The 20,694-nt window shown below is 66.9% G+C and carries 19 protein-coding genes; 10 read left to right on the forward strand and 9 right to left on the reverse strand.

Features of this window, described 5'->3' with window-relative positions; translation table 11 throughout:
- The first annotated feature begins 58 nt into the window (after nucleotides 1-58).
- The 3 genes from BDW41_RS03895 to hflD are packed head-to-tail and all read left to right on the forward strand — an operon-like array spanning nucleotide 59 to nucleotide 2,335.
- A complete protein-coding gene (locus tag BDW41_RS03895; protein WP_074546970.1) occupies nucleotides 59-562 on the forward strand; it encodes an NUDIX hydrolase in 504 nt (167 codons plus the stop codon).
- Nucleotides 559-1,701 (forward strand): tRNA 2-thiouridine(34) synthase MnmA, encoded by a 1,143-nt coding sequence (mnmA, locus tag BDW41_RS03900; protein ID WP_074546740.1) that lies wholly within the window; start codon nucleotides 559-561, stop codon nucleotides 1,699-1,701. Before BDW41_RS03895 ends, mnmA begins: the two co-directional genes overlap by 4 nt.
- A 10-nt stretch (nucleotides 1,702-1,711) precedes the next feature.
- The gene (gene hflD, locus BDW41_RS03905; protein WP_074546741.1) at nucleotides 1,712-2,335 is read left to right on the forward strand and encodes a high frequency lysogenization protein HflD; all 624 of its coding nucleotides are present in this window, start codon (nucleotides 1,712-1,714) and stop codon (nucleotides 2,333-2,335) included.
- Between the two features lie 15 nt (nucleotides 2,336-2,350).
- Here hflD and BDW41_RS03910 read toward each other — a convergent pair whose 3' ends face one another.
- Nucleotides 2,351-3,670 (reverse strand): MFS transporter, encoded by a 1,320-nt coding sequence (locus BDW41_RS03910; RefSeq protein ID WP_074546742.1) that lies wholly within the window; start codon nucleotides 3,668-3,670, stop codon nucleotides 2,351-2,353.
- A gap of 239 nt (nucleotides 3,671-3,909) precedes the next feature.
- On the opposite strand from BDW41_RS03910, the gene aqpZ reads away from it, so the two are divergent.
- Nucleotides 3,910-4,611, forward strand: coding sequence for an aquaporin Z (aqpZ, locus tag BDW41_RS03915; RefSeq protein ID WP_199535270.1), 702 nt, complete (start codon nucleotides 3,910-3,912; stop codon nucleotides 4,609-4,611).
- A 79-nt stretch (nucleotides 4,612-4,690) separates the two neighbouring features.
- Here the strand turns inward: aqpZ and BDW41_RS03920 are convergent, their stop codons facing one another.
- From BDW41_RS03920 to rnk, 4 genes are all read right to left on the reverse strand, one after another.
- Complete coding sequence (locus BDW41_RS03920) at nucleotides 4,691-5,083, reverse strand: VOC family protein (RefSeq protein ID WP_074546743.1); 393 nt, start codon at nucleotides 5,081-5,083, stop codon at nucleotides 4,691-4,693.
- 4 nt (nucleotides 5,084-5,087) lie between these two features.
- Nucleotides 5,088-6,044, reverse strand: a complete 957-nt coding sequence (gene epmA, locus BDW41_RS03925) for an EF-P lysine aminoacylase EpmA (RefSeq protein WP_074546744.1) — start codon at nucleotides 6,042-6,044, stop codon at nucleotides 5,088-5,090.
- Nucleotides 6,041-8,431 (reverse strand): NAD-dependent DNA ligase LigA, encoded by a 2,391-nt coding sequence (gene ligA, locus BDW41_RS03930; RefSeq protein ID WP_074546745.1) that lies wholly within the window; start codon nucleotides 8,429-8,431, stop codon nucleotides 6,041-6,043. Before ligA ends, epmA begins: the two co-directional genes overlap by 4 nt.
- Before the next feature lie 96 nt (nucleotides 8,432-8,527).
- The gene (rnk, locus tag BDW41_RS03935; protein WP_074546746.1) at nucleotides 8,528-8,938 is read right to left on the reverse strand and encodes a nucleoside diphosphate kinase regulator; all 411 of its coding nucleotides are present in this window, start codon (nucleotides 8,936-8,938) and stop codon (nucleotides 8,528-8,530) included.
- A 240-nt stretch (nucleotides 8,939-9,178) separates the two neighbouring features.
- On the opposite strand from rnk, the gene BDW41_RS03940 reads away from it, so the two are divergent.
- Together BDW41_RS03940 and BDW41_RS03945 are read left to right on the forward strand one after the other, a co-directional pair.
- The gene (locus BDW41_RS03940) at nucleotides 9,179-10,654 is read left to right on the forward strand and encodes an MFS transporter (RefSeq protein WP_074546972.1); all 1,476 of its coding nucleotides are present in this window, start codon (nucleotides 9,179-9,181) and stop codon (nucleotides 10,652-10,654) included.
- A 62-nt stretch (nucleotides 10,655-10,716) separates the two neighbouring features.
- Nucleotides 10,717-11,907 (forward strand): cation:proton antiporter, encoded by a 1,191-nt coding sequence (locus BDW41_RS03945; protein WP_074546747.1) that lies wholly within the window; start codon nucleotides 10,717-10,719, stop codon nucleotides 11,905-11,907.
- A gap of 1 nt (nucleotide 11,908) precedes the next feature.
- On the opposite strand, the gene BDW41_RS03950 is transcribed toward BDW41_RS03945, so the two are convergent.
- Both BDW41_RS03950 and fabV read right to left on the reverse strand, forming a co-directional pair.
- Nucleotides 11,909-13,321: a deoxyribodipyrimidine photo-lyase gene (locus tag BDW41_RS03950; RefSeq protein ID WP_074546748.1), complete on the reverse strand. Its 1,413-nt coding sequence runs from the start codon at nucleotides 13,319-13,321 to the stop codon at nucleotides 11,909-11,911.
- A 91-nt stretch (nucleotides 13,322-13,412) separates the two neighbouring features.
- The gene (gene fabV / locus BDW41_RS03955; RefSeq protein ID WP_074546749.1) at nucleotides 13,413-14,618 is read right to left on the reverse strand and encodes an enoyl-ACP reductase FabV; all 1,206 of its coding nucleotides are present in this window, start codon (nucleotides 14,616-14,618) and stop codon (nucleotides 13,413-13,415) included.
- A 248-nt stretch (nucleotides 14,619-14,866) separates the two neighbouring features.
- Here fabV and BDW41_RS03960 point away from each other — a divergent pair, with 248 nt between their 5' ends.
- The 4 genes from BDW41_RS03960 (at nucleotide 14,867) to BDW41_RS03975 (ending at nucleotide 18,398) form a co-directional block, all read left to right on the forward strand.
- Nucleotides 14,867-16,177, forward strand: a complete 1,311-nt coding sequence (locus tag BDW41_RS03960; RefSeq protein ID WP_083337498.1) for a porin — start codon at nucleotides 14,867-14,869, stop codon at nucleotides 16,175-16,177.
- Nucleotides 16,178-16,289: 112 nt separating this feature from the next.
- Nucleotides 16,290-16,559 carry a hypothetical protein gene (locus BDW41_RS03965; protein ID WP_074546751.1) on the forward strand — a complete coding sequence of 90 codons (270 nt, stop codon included), beginning with the start codon at nucleotides 16,290-16,292 and terminating at the stop codon, nucleotides 16,557-16,559.
- Complete coding sequence (locus BDW41_RS03970) at nucleotides 16,556-16,810, forward strand: hypothetical protein (RefSeq protein ID WP_074546752.1); 255 nt, start codon at nucleotides 16,556-16,558, stop codon at nucleotides 16,808-16,810. The genes BDW41_RS03965 and BDW41_RS03970 overlap by 4 nt, the downstream gene beginning before the upstream one ends.
- A gap of 16 nt (nucleotides 16,811-16,826) precedes the next feature.
- Nucleotides 16,827-18,398: a PepSY-associated TM helix domain-containing protein gene (locus BDW41_RS03975; protein WP_074546753.1), complete on the forward strand. Its 1,572-nt coding sequence runs from the start codon at nucleotides 16,827-16,829 to the stop codon at nucleotides 18,396-18,398.
- Nucleotides 18,399-18,417: 19 nt separating this feature from the next.
- Here BDW41_RS03975 and BDW41_RS03980 read toward each other — a convergent pair whose 3' ends face one another.
- Both BDW41_RS03980 and BDW41_RS03985 read right to left on the reverse strand, forming a co-directional pair.
- A complete protein-coding gene (locus BDW41_RS03980) occupies nucleotides 18,418-18,735 on the reverse strand; it encodes an antitoxin Xre/MbcA/ParS toxin-binding domain-containing protein (RefSeq protein WP_233496764.1) in 318 nt (105 codons plus the stop codon).
- A gap of 272 nt (nucleotides 18,736-19,007) precedes the next feature.
- On the reverse strand, nucleotides 19,008-20,669 hold the full coding sequence (locus tag BDW41_RS03985) for a hypothetical protein (protein ID WP_074546754.1): 1,662 nt from the start codon (nucleotides 20,667-20,669) through the stop codon (nucleotides 19,008-19,010).
- Nucleotides 20,670-20,694: the final 25 nt, after the last annotated feature.

The raw sequence follows: 20,694 nt of genomic DNA on the forward strand, positions 1-20,694 counted from the left end.
TCAGGTAATGGCACAATGGCGGCTTTTCCAGTGCCGCAGTCGCCGCCATATGTCCCCGATGGCCGATCCCGCCTCCGTTAACCCACAAGTTCCCCTGCAAGTCTGGTGCCCTCGTGTCACCGTGGCCTGCGTGGTGGCCGATGGCGACCGCTTCCTCATGGTCGAAGAGGAGGTGAACGGCCGCGTGGCCTATAACCAGCCGGCCGGTCATCTGGACGACAACGAGAGCCTGGCGACCGCCGCCGTGCGCGAGACGCTGGAGGAAACGGGCTGGACGGTGGCGCTGGAGCACCTGATCGGCGTACACCAGTGGCGCAGCACCGAGCATGGCGACGGTGTGGTGCGCTTCAGTTTCGCGGCGCGTGCGATCGGCCACGATCCCTCGCGTCGGCTGGATGACGGCATTCGCCGCGCGCTGTGGCTCACCCGCGACGAAATAGTGGCACTAGGTGACCAATTGCGCAGCCCGCTGGTGCTCATGAGCATCGACGCCTGGCTGGCCGGCCAGCACTATCCGCTGGGCCTACTGCACAGCCTGCTCGCCGGGGATCCTTACCCGTGAAAGTGATGCTGGGCATTTCCGGCGGCGTGGACTCCTCGGTCGCGGCCCTGCTCCTGCAGCAGGCCGGCTACGAGGTGGAAGGCCTGTTCATGCAGAACTGGGAAGAGGACGACCGCGACGGCCCCTGCACCGCCGACGTCGACCGCAAGGACGCCGTGGCGGTGTGCGGACGGCTGGGCATCCCCTTCCACGCGCGCAATTTCGCCGGCGCTTACTGGGACGGCGTGTTCGAGCATTTCCTCGCGGAATACCGCGCGGGCCGCACGCCGAATCCGGACGTGCTGTGCAACCGCGAGATCAAGTTCAAGACCTTCCTGGACGAGGCGCGCGCGCTCGGCGCCGACAAGATCGCCACCGGCCATTACGCTCGTGTCGATTTCCACGAAGGCCGCTATCGCCTGCTGCGGGCGGTCGATGCGTCCAAGGACCAGACCTATTTCCTGCACGCCCTCGGACAGCAGCAACTCGCGGCCACGCTGTTCCCGGTCGGCGAGATCGAAAAGCCGCTGGTGCGCCAGATGGCCCAGGACGCCGCCCTGCCCACGCACGCCAAGAAGGATTCCACCGGCATCTGCTTTATCGGCGAGCGGGATTTCCGCAGCTTCCTGGCGCAGTACATCCCGGCCCAGCCGGGGCCCATGCGCACGCCCGACGGCAAGACCGTGGGCGAGCACCAGGGCGTGATGTATTACACGCTTGGGCAGCGCAATGGCCTGGGCATCGGCGGCCGCCACGGCGCCAGCGGAGAGGCCTGGTACGTGGTCGGCAAGGATGTCCCCACCAATGTGCTTTACGTGGCGCAAGGCGGCGAGAATCACTGGCTGTATTCGCGCCGCCTGCATGCCGAGCCGCCCAGCTGGGTGGCCGGCCAGCCTCCCGCGCTGCGCTTCCGCTGCACGGCCAAGACCCGCTATCGCCAGGCCGACCAGGCCTGCGAGGTGTTCGTACAGGAGGACGGTCTGGAAGTCGTGTTCGACGAACCCCAGCGCGCCGTCACCCCGGGCCAGTCGGTGGTTTTCTACGACGGCGAGGCCTGTCTCGGCGGCGCCGTGATCAACCGCACCGACGCCCCCTTCGGCGGCTGGAATGATGCCGCTGCCCTCACCGCCTCAACCGACGAGTCTCTTTCCGGTGTTTGACGCTTTTGCCATGAACGAAGAACGCGTGCTGGCCCTGGCCGGACTTTTCCAGGCCGCCACGCTCGCCCAGCAACTGGCCAACGATGGCCGCTGCGACGACATCGCCATGGCGGCGAGCATGGCCAGCGTGTTCCGCATCGATGCACCGTCGGTGGTGGGCGTCTTCGGCGACGTGTCCGCCGTCCGCCTTGGCCTGCGCCAGCTGATCACCCTGCTGGACGAGAACAACCGCGACGTCGCGGTGACGCGCATGGCCTTCACGGTGATGCGCCTGGAGCGCAGCCTGTCGCGCCGCAGCGATCTGCTGGACCGCTTGCAGCAAGGCATCGTGGCGGCGCAGCGGCAGGTCGAGCATTTCGGCCCGGATTCCCCGCAGGTGGTCAAGCGGCTGGCCGAGCTTTACGCCAGCACGCTTTCCACGCTGAAGCCCCGCGTGATGGTCACCGGGAGCCCGCAGCAGCTCCAGCAGCCGGCCGTGGTGGAAAAGGTGCGCACCAACCTTTTGGCCGCCGTGCGCGCCGCCGTGCTGTGGCGGCAGCTGGGCGGGCGCCAGTGGCAGATGCTGCTCTACCGCCGCCAGTGCAGCATGCTGGCGCGCGGCCTGCTGACCGGCTCGACCATCAACAACACCTGACCGCCGGGCCTCCGCTCAGTCCGCCAGTTCGCCCCTGCCCCGGCCCTTCGCCAGCAGCCATAGCGCCACCAGAACGCTGACCACCGCTGTGATGCACACGTAGTGGGCCGGCGCCATGCGCCCGGCACGCTCCGCCAGGTAACCGATCAGGGTGGCCGTGCTCGCGCCGAACACGGCGTAGGCGACGTTGTAGGCGAAGGAAATGCCGGAATACCGGATGGGCGCCGGAAACGCCGCCACCATGATGGTCGGCACCACCGCTACCGTGCCGACCAGGAACCCCGTGAGCGCATAAAGCGGCAGGAAGTGCGCGCCGCCGGCCGCCAGATCGCCGAACAGCCCGTAGGTCGCCATCACCAGCGCCACCGAACCCAGCAGCAGCGCCCAGGCCGCGCCGATGCGGTCCACCAGCCAGCCGAAGGCGATGCACCCCACGCCCAGACAGAAAGCCGCGATGCTGTTGCCGAGAAAGGCCACGTCCGGCGCGATGCCGAACGACTTCTGCACCAGGCTCGGCAGCATCAGGATCAGCACCAGGATCGCCGCGGTGAGCATCCACGTCACCGCCATCGAGAGCGCCACGCTGCCACCATGGCTCGCCATGACGCTGCGCAGGGGCAGCTCGCGGCTGAGCGCCTTGCGCTCGCGCAGCTGGGCGAATACCGGCGTTTCGCTCAGCCAGCGGCGCAGCCACACGGCGATGAAGCCGAACACGCCACCCAGCAGGAACGGCAGTCGCCAGCCCCAGGCCAGTACCTCGGCCGGCGCCAGGTGGTGATTGATCCACGCTGCCGTGAGCGAGCCGATCAGGATGCCCACCGTAAGGCCGGAGGTCAGGCAGGCGCAGGCGAAACCCACGCGGCCGCGAGGCGCGTGCTCGGCCACGAACACCCAGGCTCCCGGCACTTCGCCACCGATGGCCACGCCCTGCACCACGCGCATGACCAGCAGCAGCAAGGGCGCCAGCAGTCCGATGCTGGCATACACGGGCAACAGGCCGATGGCCAGGGTCGGCAGCGCCATCAGGAACACGCTCAGCGTGAACATGCGCTTGCGTCCCTGCCGGTCGCCGAAATGCGCCATCACGATGCCGCCGAGCGGACGGGCCAGGTAGCCGGCGGCGAAGATGCCGTAGACCTGCAGCTGGGCCAGCCAGGGCGCCGTGTCCTGCGGAAAGAACAGATGGCTCAGCGGCAGCGCGAAGAACACGAACACCACGAAGTCATAGAACTCCAGCGCGCCGCCGAGCGATGCGAGCAACAGCGTCTGGATATCGCGCGCGCCCAGTCGGCGCTCCGGGGCGAGAGCGGCTGCGGACGAAATGGCTTGCGTCATCAGTAATCCTACGGTTGCGGACAGGGGCGACGGGGCAGCATATAGCCAGACAATTCCGATTCAATGCACCTGCCGTAGTCGTTAGCATGCCCCGCCCACACTACCGGGAAGGACAGTTTGCTAGCCTAGGGCCACCTGGGCCAAGCACTAAGCGCCTGTTTCACCTCGGGATCGTTGTGGATTCACGCAGGGACGCCGCCCAGGCCAACCCCTGAAAAATTCTGGCAAGGAGAGTCCCTATGAGCATGGGCAAGCGTTTGGGAGCAGAGTTCTTCGGTACGTTCTGGTTGGTGTTTGGTGGTTGCGGCAGCGCGATCTTCGCCGCGGCCTTCCCTGAACTGGGCATCGGCTTTGCCGGCGTCGCCCTCGCCTTCGGCCTTACCGTGGTCACCATGGCTTACGCCGTGGGCCATATTTCCGGTGCGCACTTCAACCCCGCCGTGACCGCGGGCATGTGGGCCAGCGGGCGCTTCCCGGCCAAGGACGTCGTGCCTTACTGGATCGCCCAGGTCATCGGCGGTCTTGCGGCGGGCGCCGTGCTTTACCTCATCGCCAGCGGCAAGCTGGGCTTCGACGCCAGCGCCGGTTTCGCGTCCAACGGCTACGGCGAGCATTCCCCCGGCGGCTACTCGCTGCTCGCGTGCATCGTGGCCGAGTTCGTGCTCACCGCGTTCTTCCTGATCGTGATCAACGGCACCACCCACAAGCTGGCGCCGACGGGCTTCGCCCCGCTGGCCATCGGCCTCACCCTGACGCTTATCCACCTGATCAGCATTCCCATCACCAATACCTCGGTGAATCCCGCGCGCAGCACGGCCGTCGCGGTGTTCCAGGGCAGCTGGGCGATGGGTCAGCTGTGGATGTTCTGGGTGGTTCCGCTGATTGGCGGCGTGGTGGGCGGGTTGATCTACCGCCACCTGCTCGACTCGCGCGAAAGCTGAGCGACGTTCGCTGCACCCATGCAAAACCCGGCGCTCGCGAGAGCCGCCGGGTTTTGTTTTTCCAGCGCGTGACGAAACCTCAGGCCTCGTACAACTCGATCGGCAGGCCGTCCGGATCGGCGAAGAAGGTAAAACGCCGCCCCGTGAATTCGTCCACGCGCACCGGTTCGCAGGCCACGCCCCGCTCGTGCAGCGTGGCGATCACCGCATCCACATCGGGCACGGCAAACGCCAGGTGACGCAGGCCCTGCGCCTCGGGCCGCGACGGGCGCGGCGGCGGCGCGGGAAACGAGAACAGCTCCAGGCTTACGCCAGGGGAAACTTCCAGGTCGAGCTTCCATGAATCGCGCTCCGCCCGGTACACCTCGCGGATGATGCGCAAACCCAGCGTCTCGCTGTAGAAGGCTTTCGAGCGCGCGTAGTCCGAGCAGATCAGCGCCACGTGATGGATGGCGGGCAACAAGGCAGTCATCCGCTCAGGCCTCCGAGAATGGGTAGGTGAGCACGTCGGCGATGGTGTCCGTGCCGACCAGGCACATCAGCAGGCGCTCGATGCCCAGCGCCACGCCCGCGCAATCGGGCATCGCGTCCAGCGTGTCCAGCAGGCGTTCGTCCATCGGCACGGTAGGCTGGCCGCGCGAGCGGCGCACCTCGTTGTCGCGTTCGAAACGGCGCCGCTGTTCGGCAGCGTCGTTGAGTTCGTGATAACCGTTGGCCAGTTCGTAACGCCCCAGGTACAGCTCGAAGCGCTCGGCCAGCGGCGGATCGCCCGGTCGTACCTTCGCCAGTGCGCATTGCGACGCGGGATAGTCGTGGATCACGGTGATGCGGTGGGTAGGAAACGACGGCTGCAGGCGATGCGTGATCAGCAGATCCAGCCAGTCGTCGCGCGTCAGTCCATCCGGATGGATGTTGAATTCTTCCAGCGGCGCGCGCAACTGCTCCACCGGCGCGTGCGCCGGATCGATGCCGAGCTCATCGATGAACAGCTGGCGATAGCCTTCGATCCACACTTCCGCACGCATGCCCATCATGGCCAGCGCCGCCTCCACCAGGGCGATGGTTTCCTCCATCAGCCGGCGGTGATCCCAGCCCACGCGGTACCACTCCAGCATGGTGAATTCGGGATTGTGGCGGCCACCCGCCTCGCCATTGCGGAACACCCGGCCGAGTTCGTAGCAGTCGCCCACGCCCTCGGCCAAGAGGCGCTTCAACGGGTACTCCGGCGACGTGCGTAGCCAGCGCACGCGCGCGCCGGCGTCCACGTGGCCGCTGAAGTTGGTATTGAAACTCTCGATGTTCGGATCGGTGTTGCCCGCCGCGGAAAGGATCGGCGTTTCCACTTCCAGCACGTTGCGCTCGGCGAAGAACGCGCGGATCAACGCATAGAGTCGTGCGCGCAGGTGCAGGCGCCCGGCCAGGTGCAGGCTCATGCGCCGCCCTCGTGCGCGGCGAGCACTTCGAGCAGGCGCGCCTCGTCCCACACCTCCACGCCCAGCTCCTGCGCCTTGTCGAGCTTGGAGCCCGCCGCTTCGCCAGCCACCACGAAGCTGGTCTTCTTGGAAACCGAACCGGCCACCTTGGCGCCCAGGGCTTCCAATCGCTCCTTGGCCTCGTCGCGACTGAGCGAGCCCAGCGTGCCGGTGAGCACCACGGTCTGCCCTTCCAGCGGCGCGGCGACGGTTTTGCTCGACTTGGGAATCGCCTCGAGCAATTCCCACATCGCCGCATCCGCCGCTTGCAGCTGCCGGAGGTTGGCCTTGTCGTGCAGGAAGGCCTCCAGGTTGGCCGACGCCGCCGACGGCAGGCCCGCCGTTACCCAATGCGCAGGGCCGGCGGCCATCAGCTTGTCCAGCGAGGGGAAATGCTCGGCGAGCAGTTTCGTGCTCTTGGGGCCCAGCTTGCTGACGCCGGCCATGTCCAGCAGCACCGCAAGGTCGAGGCGCTGGCGCAGCTTGGCCGAAGGATGGGTTTCATCGGAGAACACGATGCCGGACGCGAGCAGCGCATCCACCACCTTCTGGTTGCCCTGCTGCGCGAAGAAACCAGCGATGGAGCGCGCCACTTCGTCACCGATGTCCGGCAGCACGCGCAATACGGCCGCCGGCATGCGGCGAATCATCGCCAGGCTGCCCAGCCACGCGGCGAGCGTCTTCGCCGTGCTTTCGCCGATGTGCATGATGCCCAGGCCAAACAGGAAGCGCGGCAAGGTGGTGTGCTTGCTCGCCTCGATGGCTTCGATCAGGTTCTCGGCCCATTTGGTCGCCACCTTGCCCTGCTTCACCGTCTCGGGCGTGGTTCCGTCGCGTTCGTCCGCGCGGCGCTTCATTTCCAGGAAGTCGTCGAGCGTGAGCTTGTAGAGGTCGGCCGGCGTATGCACGTAACCGAAATCCACCAGCGCATCGACGAAACGCTCGCCGATGCCTTCGATATCCATGGCACGCCTGGCCGCGAAATGGATCAATGCCTCCTTGCGCTGCGCCGGACAGACCAGGCCGCCAGAGCAGCGCCAGGCGGCCTCGCCTTCTTCGCGCAGCAAGGCCGAGCCGCACACGGGACAATGCGTGGGCATATGCCAGGGATGCGTATGCGGCGGGCGCAGGTCCGGCATCACGCGCACCACTTCGGGAATCACGTCGCCCGCGCGGCGCACGATCACCGTGTCGCCCACGCGAACATCCAGGCGCGCCACCTGGTCGGCGTTGTGCAGCGTCGCGTTGGTGACGGTGACGCCAGCCACCTGCACAGGCTTCAGGCGCGCCACCGGGGTGGCCGCGCCCGTGCGTCCGATCTGGATCTCGATAGCCTCGACCGTGGTGGTCTGTTCCTGCGCGGGAAACTTGTGTGCGATGGCCCAGCGTGGCGCGCGCGACACGAAACCCATCGCGCGCTGCCCTTCGTAATCGTCCAGCTTGTAGACCACGCCGTCGATGTCGTACGGAAGCTTGTCGCGCTTGGCGCCGATGCGGCGGTAATAGGCGATCAGCCCCTCGAAGCCCTTGGCGGTATCCACTTCCGGCGACACCGGAAAACCCCAGTCGCGCAGTTTCGCCAGCGTCTTCGAATGCGAGGGCGGCAGCTCGCCGCCTTGCACGTCGCCCACGGCGTAGGCGAAGAAGCTCAGCTTGCGCCGCGCCGTGATGGCGGGATCGAGCTGGCGCAGCGAGCCGGCCGCGCCGTTGCGCGGGTTGGCGAGCGGCTTCTCGCCATGTGCGCGGGCATGCGCGTTGAAGGCTTCGAAATCCTTGTGCAGCATAATCACTTCGCCACGCACTTCGAGCACGCGCGGCCAGCCTTCGCCGCGCAGGCGCAAGGGAATGGCACGCACGGTGCGCAGGTTGGAGGTGACGTCCTCGCCGGTTTCGCCATCGCCGCGCGTGGCTCCCTGCATGAACACGCCATCTTCATAGCGCAGACTGATGGCCAGCCCGTCGAGCTTGGGTTCCACCGAGAACACCGGCGCGCGGCGATCCAGCGTCTGCTCGATGCGGCGCTCGAACTCGGCGACCTCGCGGAAGCGCTCGCGATCATCGTCACCCGCCTGCTCGAACGCATTGTTGAGCGAGAGCATGGGAATGGCGTGCCGCACTTCGGCGAAACCACCGTGCGCCCGCGCGCCCACGCGACGCGTCGGCGAATCGGCCGTCGCCAGCTCCGGATGAGCCTGTTCCAGCGCTTCCAGCTCGCGCATGGCGCGGTCGTACTCGGCGTCCGTGATCTCCGGATCGTCCAGTACGTGGTAGCGGTAATTCGCGCGCTCGATGATGTCGCGCAGTTCGGCGGCCTTGGCGCGCCAGTCTTGGGCCGGGCTCTGACTCATGCGGGTATCCTCATGAGCGGAAGTTTACCGAGTCCCGGCCGATTTCGGCCCATGGCGTCCGCGCGTGAAGAACGCGTGGACGCTACGGCGCCATCCTCAACGATGCAGGTCGCCGGAGGCTTCGGGCTGGTACTCGATCTCCAGCACGCGCAGCTGGCGGCGGCGTCCGTCCGGCGTTGGCCATTCGATGTGCTGTCCCACCTTGAGGCCCAGCAGCGCGCTGCCCACGGGCGCCAGGATCGACACCGTGCCCGGCACGCCGGCTCCGGAGGGATAGACCAGGCTGATCGTCAGCTCGTCGCCGGAGTCGTCGTCCTTGAACGTGACGACGGAGTTCATGGTCACCACATCCGCAGGAATGGCCGCCGGTTCCAGCACGTCCGCCCGGTCCAACTCGCCGCGCAGCGCCTGATACTGCGCGGCCTGCGTGGGCGGCATGCGCTCCAGCAGCGCTTCGATGCGCTCCAGGTCCAGCGAGGAAATGACGATGGGGGGCTTGCTGCTCATGGGGACTCCTGTCGTTCGGACGGGTGATGCTTCGACCGCGTGTGTTCGCAAAAGACGACGCGCCGGGACGGTGCCGCCCCGGCGCGCTCATTCCTTCGCTGTTTGCCTTTCATCCCTGCCGCTGCCGTTGCCATGCGGTTGACGCCTTTCGCACGGGCGACCATCAAAGATGAAACGCAGCCGACTTTGGACGCACCCATCCACAAAAGCAAGCTGCCGCAGCAGTTATCATTCATAGAGATGCCCGAGAACCTAGCCGCCACCGAGACCCCGCTCCCCGTCGCGCCGCCCGGCGAAGAGCCACCGAATCCCGTACCGCCCGCGGAATCGTCGCGGGAGCGCTATCGCGGACTCATCTGGCTGGTGGCGGCCGCGTTCTTCATGCAGGCGCTGGACTCGACCATCGTCAACACGGCAGTGCCGGCCATGGCCGACGCGCTGAACGTCACGCCGCTGGGCATGCGCACCGCGCTCACCAGTTACGTGCTGACCCTGGCCATCTTCATTCCCGCCAGCCCGTGGCTGTGCGATCGCTTCGGCACGCGGCGCATCTTCGCGGCGGCCATCGCCACCTTCACCATCGGCTCGCTCCTGTGCGGCATCGCGCAGACGCTGCCGCAGCTGGTGGCGGCGCGCGTGCTGCAGGGCCTGGGCGGCGCGGCGCTGATGCCGGTGGGGCGCTACGTGCTCGTGCGCAGTATCGACAAGCGCGAGTTCGTCCGCGCGATGAGCACGGTCGCCACCGTGGGCCTGCTCGGTTCCGTGCTGGGACCGCTGCTCGGCGGCGCGCTGGCGCAGTACACCTCGTGGCGACTGATCTTCCTGATCAATGTGCCGGTGGGCGTGGTGGGCATGTGGATGAACCGCCGCGACATGCCCGATTACCGGCTGGACGATGTCCATCCGTTCGATCTGATGGGTTTCCTGTTGTTCGCCGCGGCCTCCGCGATGTTGCTGACGGCCTCGGAAGTCGCCAGCGGCGGTGGCGGACAGTGGGTGCGCATCGCCGTCTACGGCGTGCTCGCCATCGTGTTCGGCACCGTCTATGTGTGGCACAGCCGGCGCACCGATCATCCCGTGGCGGATCTCAACCTGCTGCGCGTGCGCAGCGTGTGGGTGTCGCTCGCCGGCAACCTGTTCACCCGCCTGGGCGTATCGGGCATGTTCCTGCTGCTGGTGCTGTTCCTGCAGGTGGGCTGCGGCTGGTCGCCGCTCATGGCGGGCCTGATGATGGTGCCGCAGGCGCTGGGTTCGATCACCGCCAAGTGGGGCATCAACCGCTTGCTGCAGCGCTTCGGCTATCGCCGCCTGCTGTTCGCCAATACGCTGATGGTCGCGGTGCTGCTGGCATCGTTCGCGCTGCTCGGCAAGGGCTCGCCCATGTGGCTGACCGCGTCCATGGTGTATGTCTACGGCGGCTTCATGGGCATGCAGTACACCGCCATGAACACCCTGATCTACAACGACCTGGATGTGAAGTTCGCCTCGCAGGCCTCGTCGATGGCGTCGACCGCGCAGTACCTGTCCATGAGTTTCGGCATTGCGCTGGCCTCGCTGCTGATGGAAGCGCTACTGCAGGGCCGCGCCCATGACGACTACATCCCCGCGTTCCGCTGGACCGTGCTGCTGCTGGCCATCGTGACGGCCACGGCCAGCTGGGTGTTCAGCCGCCTGAAGAACGAGAGCCCCACGCGCGCGGGGCATTCCTCCGACTAGGCACGCGCTGTGCGCTAAACATGTAGCATGCACCGGACTGGATCACGGGGCCGCTCCTGTTCATGCATCACGCCAGCGACATTCTGCTCACGCTCTTCATCGTCTTCCTTGCTGCGCAGATCGGCAGCGAGATCGCGCAACGCCTGAAGCTTCCGGGCGTGGTGGGCGAGATCGCCGCCGGTTGCGTGGTGGGCCCGTCCCTGCTCGGCTGGATCACCCCGGAGCAGATCGCCTCGGGCACGCCGCTGGATGTGCTCTCGGAAATCGGCGTGGTGCTGCTGCTGTTCTCGGTGGGCCTGGAAACACGCCTGGAGGACCTCAAGAAAGTCGGCAAGGTGGCCTTCCTCGTTGGCGTGCTGGGCGTGCTGGTGCCGTTCGGCATGGGCGGCGTGTGGGCGCATGCGAACGGCTTCGAATGGAGCCGGTCGCTGTTCATCGCCGCCGCCTTCGTCGCCACCTCCGCCGGTATCACGGCGCGCGTGCTGCAGGAGCTGGGCGCACTGCAACGCATCGAAAGCAAGGTGATCCTGGGCGCCGCCGTCATCGATGACATCCTCGCCATGCTCCTGCTCGGCGTGGTCGTGTCGGTGCAAGGCGGCCAGGGCATCGACCTGGTGCATCTGATCGCGGTGCTTGCCGGCGCCATCGGCTTCATCGCGATCATCGGCATCGGCGGCGCGCGCGTAATGCGCTGGAATTCCAGCTGGCTGGACCGGCCGCAGAGCCCGCATTCGGCGCTCGCCATCGTGCTGGCGCTGTGCCTGGGCCTGGCGTATGTGTCCACGCTGTTCGGCCTGGCCGCCATCATCGGCGCCTTCCTCGCCGGCATGATCGCCTCGGAAACGCGCCAGCAGCACACGCTGGAAAAACAGACCCAGCCCCTGCTCGCCCTGCTCACGCCGTTCTTCTTCGTCATCACCGGCAGCAAGATCGACCTACGCGAACTCATGAATGCCGACGCGGGCCTGATGCTGCTGGTGGTCACCCTGATCGCCATCGCCTCCAAGCTGATCGGCGGCTTTCTAGGTTCGCTGTCGCTGGGCGCGCGCGGCGCGACCATGGTGGGCTTCGGCATGGTGCCGCGCGGCGAGGTCGGCGTGGTGATCGCCAGCCTCGGCCTGACCGCCGGCGTCTTCAGCGACCGCATCTACGCCATCATCGTCGCCATGTCCCTGCTGACCGCGATGGTGACGCCGCCCGTGCTCGCATGGATGCTACGCCGCAACGGCGCGGCAGCCGGCAAGGCGGAATGACTTAACCCCTCATGCCGCGATAGGCGTCCAGCGCCTGTTGGCGCGTTTCGCCAAGATCGACCATCGGCGCCGGATAGCCGCTGCGTTTCAACAGCGCGGCGTCCTTCCATGGCTCGTGCAGGAGCGGCAGCGGCGCCGAGGACAGTTCGGGCAGCCAGCGGCGCAAGTAGTGCCCCTCCGGATCGAACTTCTGCGCCTGCGTCACCGGATTGAACACGCGGAAATACGGCGCGGCATCCGCACCGCTGCCCGCCACCCACTGCCAGCCGAGCGTGTTGTTGGCGAGATCGGCGTCGACCAGCGTGTCCCAGAACCAGCGCGCGCCATGGTGCCAGTGTTGCCGGAGATTCTTGGTGAGGAAGCTGGCGACGATCATGCGCACGCGGTTGTGCATCCAGCCGGTGTGCCACAGCTCGCGCATGCCGGCGTCCACCAGCGGAATGCCGGTGCGTCCCTGCTGCCAGCGCTCTCGCGCGGCGGCATCGTCGACCCAGGCGAAGCGGTCGAACTGCGTGTTGAAGTTTTCCGTGGGCGTGCCGGGAAAGTGGTAGAGCAGATGGTGCGCGAACTCGCGCCAGCCCAGTTCGCGCAGATACGGTTCGATGTCCGGTCGCCGCCGCGCATCGGTGGCCGCGACCCGCTCCGCCAGCCGGTGATGAATCTGCCGCGGCGATATCTCCCCAAAATGCAGGTAGGGCGACAGCCTCGACGTGCCATGCCGGGCGGGCAGATCACGCGCGTTCGCATAGTCGGCCAAAGCGTCGTCCAGGAAGATGTCCAGCAATTCCTGCGCCCCCGCCTCGCCCGGCTGCCATGTGGCTTTCAGTCCGTCATCCCAGGAAATCAAGGGAAACAGCCCGAGTGCGTCGAGCGGCAGGCCTTCGTCGATATCCGCCGCACGCAATGACAGGACCGGCGGCAAGGGTTGTGCAGCATCGAGACGCGGCCGCAGGTTCTTCCAGTACGGCGTAAACACCCGGTAGGGCTCGCCCTGCTTCGTCTCTATCTGCCAGGGCTCGCACCACAGCGAGGCGTTGAAGCTACGCACCTCGATGCCAAGCTCGCGCAGGGCGGCCTTGATCGTGCTGTCGCGCGCGATGGCGGCCGGCTCGTAGCACCGGTTCCAGTACACGGCGGAGGCGCCGGTGCGCTCGATCAGCCGGCGAAGCACGTGCAGGCTCTCGCCCTGCGCCAGATGCAAGGCAGCGCCCTGCCCGCGCAACTGCGCATCGAGGCTGGCAAGGGAGTGATGCAGCCACCAGCGGCTGGCGGCGCCCGCGGGCCATGCGGCCTCTTCGTCGGGCGCGTGGATGTACAGCGGGATGATGCGCTCGAAGGCCTGGCAGGCGGCGCTGAGTGCGGGGTGATCCGCCAGGCGAAGGTCGCGGCGGAACCAGACGATGGCGGTGCTCATCGCGGCAGCTTAGCGGGAGCGCGCCGCCTTGTATGCCTTGCCGCGGAATCGTGCCGGATGCCGCCGAGCGGGCGGCATCCGGCCATATCGATCAGAGCTCGACGACGTCGAAGCGGCGATCCGGGTTGACGTCTTCCTCGTAGTTCACGTCGCTGCGGCCGAAGCCGAACAGTTGCAGGAAGTCGCTCTTGTAGCCGGCGTAGTCGGTGAGCTCGTTGAGCGTCTCGGTGGTGACCGTCGGCCACAGCGCCTTGCACTCCTGCTGCACGTCCTCGCGCAGCTCCCAGTCGTCCAGGCGCAGGCGGCCTTCGCTGTCGGTTTCCGGCGCCTGGTGATCCTTGCGGTACATGCGGTCGCGGAACAGGCGGTTGATCTGTTCGATGGTGCCTTCGTGGATGCCCTTTTCCTTCATCACGCGGAAGGAGATGGCGATGTACAGCGGCAGCACCGGAATGGCCGCGCTGGCCTGCGTCACCACCGACTTCATCACGCCCACGTAGGCGTCCAGATGCTCGGCCTTGTGCTCGGCGACCAGCTGCTTGGCGGTGTTGTCCAGGTGCTGCTTGGCCTGGCCCAGCGTGCCGTGCCAGTACATCGGCCAGGTGATCTCGGTGCCGATGTAGCTATAGGCCACCGTCTTGGCATGGTCGGCCAGCACGCCGGCCTTGCTCAGCGCGTCGATCCAGAGCTTCCAGTCCTCACCGCCCATCACGGTGACGGTGTCCTTGATCTCCTGTTCGGTCGCCGGCTCCACCGAGGCCTGCACCACGGTGTCGCGGTTGGTGTCGATCGAGTTGGCGGTGAAGGTTTCGCCGATGGTCTTGAGCGACGAGCGCACCACCTCGCCCGTGTCCGGCAGCTTGCGCACCGGCGAGGCGAGCGAGTAGACCACCAGGTCGATCTTGCCGCCCATCTCGTTCTTGATCATCTCAATGGCGCGCTCGCGGGTTTCGTTGGCGAACGCATCGCCATTGATGGATCGGCTGTACAGGCCCGCTTCCTTGGCGAACTTGTCGAAGGCGGCGGAGTTGTACCAGCCCGCCGTGCCCGTCTTGCTGTCGCTGCTGGGCTTCTCGAAGAACACGCCCAGGGTGGCCGCGCCGTAGCCGAAGGCCGCCGTGATGCGCGAAGCCAGGCCGTAGCCAGTGGAGGCGCCGATCACCAGCACGCGCTTGGGGCCCTCGCCCAGGTCGCCCTGCGCCTTGGTGATGTTGATCTGTTCGAGCACGTTGCGCTCGCACCCGACCGGATGGGCCGTCACGCAGATAAAACCACGCACCTTGGGGTTGATGATCACTCGAGGACTCCTGGGAAGGGCATTGCAAACCGCCATAGTAACCCGCGGGCCTTGCCATGCGCTTCCGTAGGGAGTGGCCAGCCCGACCGTTCCGTCGGCCAAGCCGGGCTCCCATAGGCCAGTAATTTTGCGGTTCGATCCTACAGACCAAAGCTTTACGATCCCGGCACTATGGACGTGTTCAGCCGCGCTCGGAGCCCCGGCGCGCGGCATCAACGGCAGGATGTGGCGGGAGGTCGTCGGGCACCATGGCTGATATCAGGCGCAAGTCGCTGGCTGATCGTGCCGTGGTCTGGCCAGCCCTCGCCCTTGCCTGCGCGGCCGCCACCGGTTGCGTCCATCAACCATCGCGGGCTTCCGCATCCACCGCAACGGCCGACGCCGCGGCAGTCTCTACGCCACCCGCCACCGCGGCGGGCAGCAGCAATGCTGCGGTGGACACCTTGCGCAAGCTGTCCCTGCTGCGTCCCTTCGCCGGCGGCATCGACACGCCGTTGATCCACAACCAGATCCACGGCTACGTGATGGCGGACGCCGCCAACTACACCGACCGGAGCCTGGGCAGCACGCAGTTCTCCATCCGCCGAGCCGACCTCAGCCTGCTGCACGACGTGGGATTGGGCTGGCTGTTCTACGCCGATGCGCAGATCGTCGATGGGAGCCTCGAGTTCAAGGACGTCTATTTCCGCAAACAGACCTCCACCTTCGGCGTGGTCACCATCGGCAACCAGCAGGAGCCGTTCGGGCTGGAGCAGTACGGCAGTTTCCGCACCACCACCTTCCTGGAGCGCGCCACCACCAATGCGCTCGCCCCCAGCCGAAGCGTGGGCATCACCTCCAGCGATTTTCACGGGCCATGGATCTGGAGCTACGGCTTCTTCACCGCCGGCACGCGCGACGAAGACCGCACGCAGCGCGGCGTGGCCCTGACCGGCCGCGTTGCCTACCTGCTGAAAACGGACGCAGGGCTCTACCACCTTGCGCTCGATTACTCCACGCGCCGCGCCGGGCCCAGCAATGACCAAAGCTTCAAGTCCGCGCCGGAAGTGGCGCTTTCATCCGGCGACGACTTCCTCAACACGCACACCATCCCCGACTCGAACAAGGTGCAGCGCTATGGGCTGGAAGCCGCCCACGTGAATGGTCCTTTCTCGTGGCAGGCCGAATACATGGAAGCGCACCTGCAACGCAACGACGGCCTGCCGCCGCTGCGATTTCGCGGCTGGTACGGCTATGCGAGCTGGATGATCACCGGCGAAAGCCGCGAGTACCGCGAAAGCAACGCCACCTTCGGCGCGGTGGTGCCGCATGCCTCGTGGAACGGGCACGGCGGCGGTGCGCTGGAAGTGGGCGCGCGGCTGAGCATGACCGACCTCAACGACCGCGATGTCCTCGGCGGCAAGGAAACCAACCTCACCATCGGCGTGAACTGGTATCTGGACAAGTCCGTCCGCCTCTCCGCCAACCTCGTGCATACCATCGACCTGAACAAGCCCGGCGATCCCAACAGCGGCAAGCATCCTTCGGCCATTGTCGGCCGCCTTCAGTACCAGTTCTGAGACCAGCATTTGCGCAGACCGCGAGCCGGTCGGGAACGCGGTTGACGCTCGACCATCAAATGCGAATAATTCTCAATATTATGAAACCGCGATCCGGCCTGAAGGTTCCGAAGTGATCACCCTGCTTGCCCTGCTGTCGACCCTCTCGGGCGGCGTGCTGATTTACCTCGCCAGTGCGCAGCAGCGGCTACGCGCGTCCGCCCTGCCGGCGGTGGCCCGACGTGCGGGCTGGCTGCTGGTGATCGGCGGCACGGCCATCTGGTGGTACGACGCCGGCATGGGGCCGGGCATCTCGGCGGCACTGACCATGCTCATGCTCACCTGGGTGGCCCTGCCGTACGCGGCATGGTGGCGCACCGCCGCCGCGGAAACGGGGGAATGATCGCGCGCTGCCTCGCGGGAACCCTGCTCGGTTTTCCGCTCGCGGCCCTGGTGCTCGCCCTGCTGCTGCACCTGCTGCCGGGCCATGGCGAGGCCTTCCTGATTCCGGCGCTGATCCTGTTCTTCCCGTTGTGGACGGCGCTCATGGCCGGCGCCTACCTGTTCCGCAACGGGCTTCGCGCCTGGCTGGTGCTGGGCGGGGCCAATGTCACGGTGTTCGCCGTGCTGTGGCTGCTGCGCCTGCACGGCTGATACAGGGACGTTCCCGATGAAAGCGACCACTCTCCGTACGTTCCAGACCGTGCACACCTGGACCGGCCTGCTCGCCGGCTTCGCGCTGTTCGTCGCGTTCTATGCGGGCGCGCTGACGGTATTCCACGACGACATCGCGGCATGGCAAAACCCGCCGTGGCGCGCCGTCGCCGATGCCGACGTTCCGATGGACACGCTGATCGAGCGGCTGCTCGCGCATCATCCGGATGCACGCGACGACTTCGGCATCGTGTTGCCGCGCGACAGCTCCCACGCCGCCTACGCCTACTGGCAGGCCAAGGATGGCAGCCGCTTCGCCACCGCCAGCGAGGTGGAGGCGCCACGCGCGGACGCCGGCGAGAACGAGCTCGCCGATTTCGTCTACGCGCTGCACGACTCGCTCGGCTTGCCGGTGGTCGGGCTGTATCTGATGGGCATCGTCAGCGTGCTGTACGGGCTGGCCTTGCTGTCGGGCCTCCTGATCCATCTGCCGCAGCTGGTGAAGGATCTCTTCGCCATGCGCGTGGGCCGCAACATCAAGCGGCTCTGGCAGGATGCGCACAACGCCATCGGCGTCATCAGCCTGCCCTTCCATGTGATCTTCGCGGTCACCGGCGCGCTGTTCTGCCTGTTCACGCTGACGCTCGCCGCGCTCAACACGGTCGCCTTCGACGGCAAGCTGTTCGAGGCCTTTGCCAGGGCGACGCAAACCACGCCAACGGTCACCGCCAGCGGCACGCCGGCCACCATGCTTTCCACCGATGCCCTGATCGAACGCGCGCGCACCGAAGCCCTGAAGAACGGCGTGACCACCTTCGAGCCCGACTACATGCACTTCGTGCACTACGGCGACCGCAACGCCGTGGCCGAGGTACGCGGCCTGTCGCAGCACACGCTGGGCTCCTACGGCACGGTGGCCATGTCCGCGCACGATGGCACCGTGCTCGCCACGTACGTCGGCGACCGCTACAGCCTCAACGGCATCAGCTACGCCTCGCTGTTCGGCCTGCATTTCGGCAGCTTCGGCGGCCGCACGGTGCAGTGGCTGTATTTCATCCTTGGCCTGGCCGGCGCCTTCCTGTTCTATTCCGGCAACCTCCTGTGGATCGAATCGCGCCGCAAGCGACGGCATCTCGACCAGCCGTTCAAGACACAGGTGATGGCGCGGGCCACTGTGGGCGTGTGCATTGGCACCTGCCTGGCCATCACCGGCGCCTTCGTGGCGACATGGATCGCCGTGCGCCTGGGCATCGATGCGGGTGTGCCGCAACGCGCCGCCTGCTACGGGCTCTTTCTCGCCGCGTGCGCCTATGCCTGCCTGCGTCCTGTCGCCAGGGCCACCATCGAACTGCTCTGGGCAACGTCCGCGCTGACCATGGCGATGGCCATGGTGGATCTGGCGACCAACGCATCGTCCATGGCGCAGGCGTGGTCGCCGCTTGCATGGCGAGTGCTGGGTGTGGACCTGACCGGCCTGGCGCTGGGCGTCGTGTTCGCGCTGTTTGCGCGCGCCGCCGACCGGCGCGCACGCAGCGGCGACGCCAACAGCGTGTGGGCGCTGCGGGATGCGGCGCACGCCCAGCCGTAAAGGCACGGGCCGCGCGGGCTCAGTAAGCCATGCGCGCCGAGTTCATCCGGGCCGACACGGGGGCGTCGCCCAGCAATGAAATCTCGTCCCAGACGGCATCCTCCTCGCCATCGGCCAGCAACTCATAGGCGGTGCGTCCGCCGAAGGCATTTTGGTGCCGGCACATCCAGCGCACCGCGCGCTGACGTTCGCCCAGGCTCTGCACCAGCATCGACGCCAGCGTGGCGTGTCGCTGCTCGAGCACCACGAACGCGCGCTCCATCACGTCGTCGCGCAACGCGTTGATCTGGGCCAGCTCGGTGGCGACATCCTGAAACCTGATCGTAACCTTGCGCATGCGTTCACTCCCTCTCCCCACGCCGACGGCTCACGTCGCCCAGTCGCCACTCCGTTTGCGCTGAAGCAACGCCTGGGCTCCTATCGCTCTTCCCTGAGCCTCGCAGTGCTCGATGCACGGCAACCACCCACCCCCGCGAACGGTCGCCTTGCGGCCCGATCATGCTCAAGCAAATGCTGAATTCGCGTGAATTCGAGCGCCCATGCATCTACGACTTTTGGAGTGTGGCCGGAAGGCCGTAGCCGGTCACCGTAATCTTTCGTATTCCACGTTCAGGGCTGACGGAGGATGTCGGCGATCTTCTGCAGCACCTCGTCGTTGAGGTAGAGCTGGTGGCCGTCCTTGACCACGGTCGTGGATACGGCCCCGGGAATGGTCGCGCTCGCCAGCGGCACGAAGCCGTCGCCCGGCGGATGCGTGCCCGGCAGGTGGCCGGCGAACGTGTAGTAGCGCACGCCCGGCACGGGCATCAGCGATTGGGCCGCCCGGCTCACCGGCTGCGTGGCGCGCAGCGTGCTGATGCTGCTCAGCCCGTAGCGTTCGTAGTCCTGCGCCAGGGCCGGGTTTTCGTGGGCGCGGTTCTCCGCCACCACGCGCAGCAAGGCATCGAGCTCCGGCGTATGCGCATGGATGACGCGCTGCGCGATCCACCCGACGAAGCTGTCGACGTAAGGACTGCCCAGGTGCGGCGCGGCCAGGAAGAACGCCCGCGTCACTCCGGGATAGGCCTGGAAGCGCACGACCGATTCCAGCGTGGCGATATCCTCCCGCGCGCCGTGCAATTGCTCGGGTGGAATATCGAACACCGCGTTCCACACCACGTCGTTGCTGTTGGACACCAGCAGGCGCGAGATCACGCCGCCCATGCTGTGGCCAATCAACACCATGTCCCGGTGCGCCGGCGCGGTGCCATCGGGATCGAGGATGTGCCACGCCTGGTCCATCATGCGCTGCACGTACAGGCGATCGAGCAGCACGGGCGTATTGGTCGGATAGACGATGTGCCAGATCTGATACCGGCTGCGCAGTTCGGGCGAACCGTCGATAAGGTTGGTCAGCTTGGCCCAGATCATCGGGCTGCGCCCGAGGCCGTGCACCATGATCACCGGTGTCTTGGCCGGGTCGTAGTCCTCCAGCAGATAGAGCCCCTGGCGCTGCGCCAGCTCGCGGCCGCCGATCAGGCTCCACACCGCCGCGCGATTGATGTGCGAACGATCGAACAACGCGGCGTAGGCCGCCGAGAAATCCGTCGCCAGCGGCACGCTGCGCTGGCCGACGGTGATGGCCGGATGCTTGCGCGTGCCGGTAACCACCAGCTGCGCCATGCCGTCGTCGCCCGGCTCCACCCACGCCGTGAGCGCGCGCGTGATGCCGTCGGGCGGATCCAGCCTGCAGATGGGACGGTCGTGGCACGGCGCCTGCCAGCCCACCAGCGGAACGCCGTAACCCGGCGAGGTGTAGCGTTGGCCCATGACGGTGGGAACCGTCACTTCGTCCGCACGCGCCAGGGCCACGGGGCCGTCGTCCAGGCTCTGCGGCAGATCACGAAACACCACGCGCACCGGCACATCCAGCACGCGAATGGTATGGGGACGCCAGGCGCCGGGTTCCTGGTCCAGCAGATAGCCCAGCAGTTCATGGGTGCAGCCATCGGCGATGGATTGGGCTTCGGCCTGGCGCGCCGCGTCGTCGGTGTCCGAGGCGCGATAGGCTGCCACGGCGCAGCGGATCCAGTCGCGCGCGGCCACGTCCTTGCGCTGCGCGCCGGCCGTGCCCAGCCACAGGTGGCGGGCGACCATCAAGGGATCTTCTTTCGGCGGGGCGCCCGGCTTGAGCGCGCTGGTGCAGGCCGCCAGCAAGGCCATGCAGGCCAGCCATCCCAGCCGCCATCGACGGTGCGCATGCGCTTTGACGGTGTCACGCAAACCACGCATGCAGGCGCTCGCTGTCGTCCAGATG

This window comes from Dyella sp. AtDHG13 (genome assembly GCF_003201105.1).
GTDB classification, from domain to species: domain Bacteria; phylum Pseudomonadota; class Gammaproteobacteria; order Xanthomonadales; family Rhodanobacteraceae; genus Dyella; species Dyella jiangningensis_B.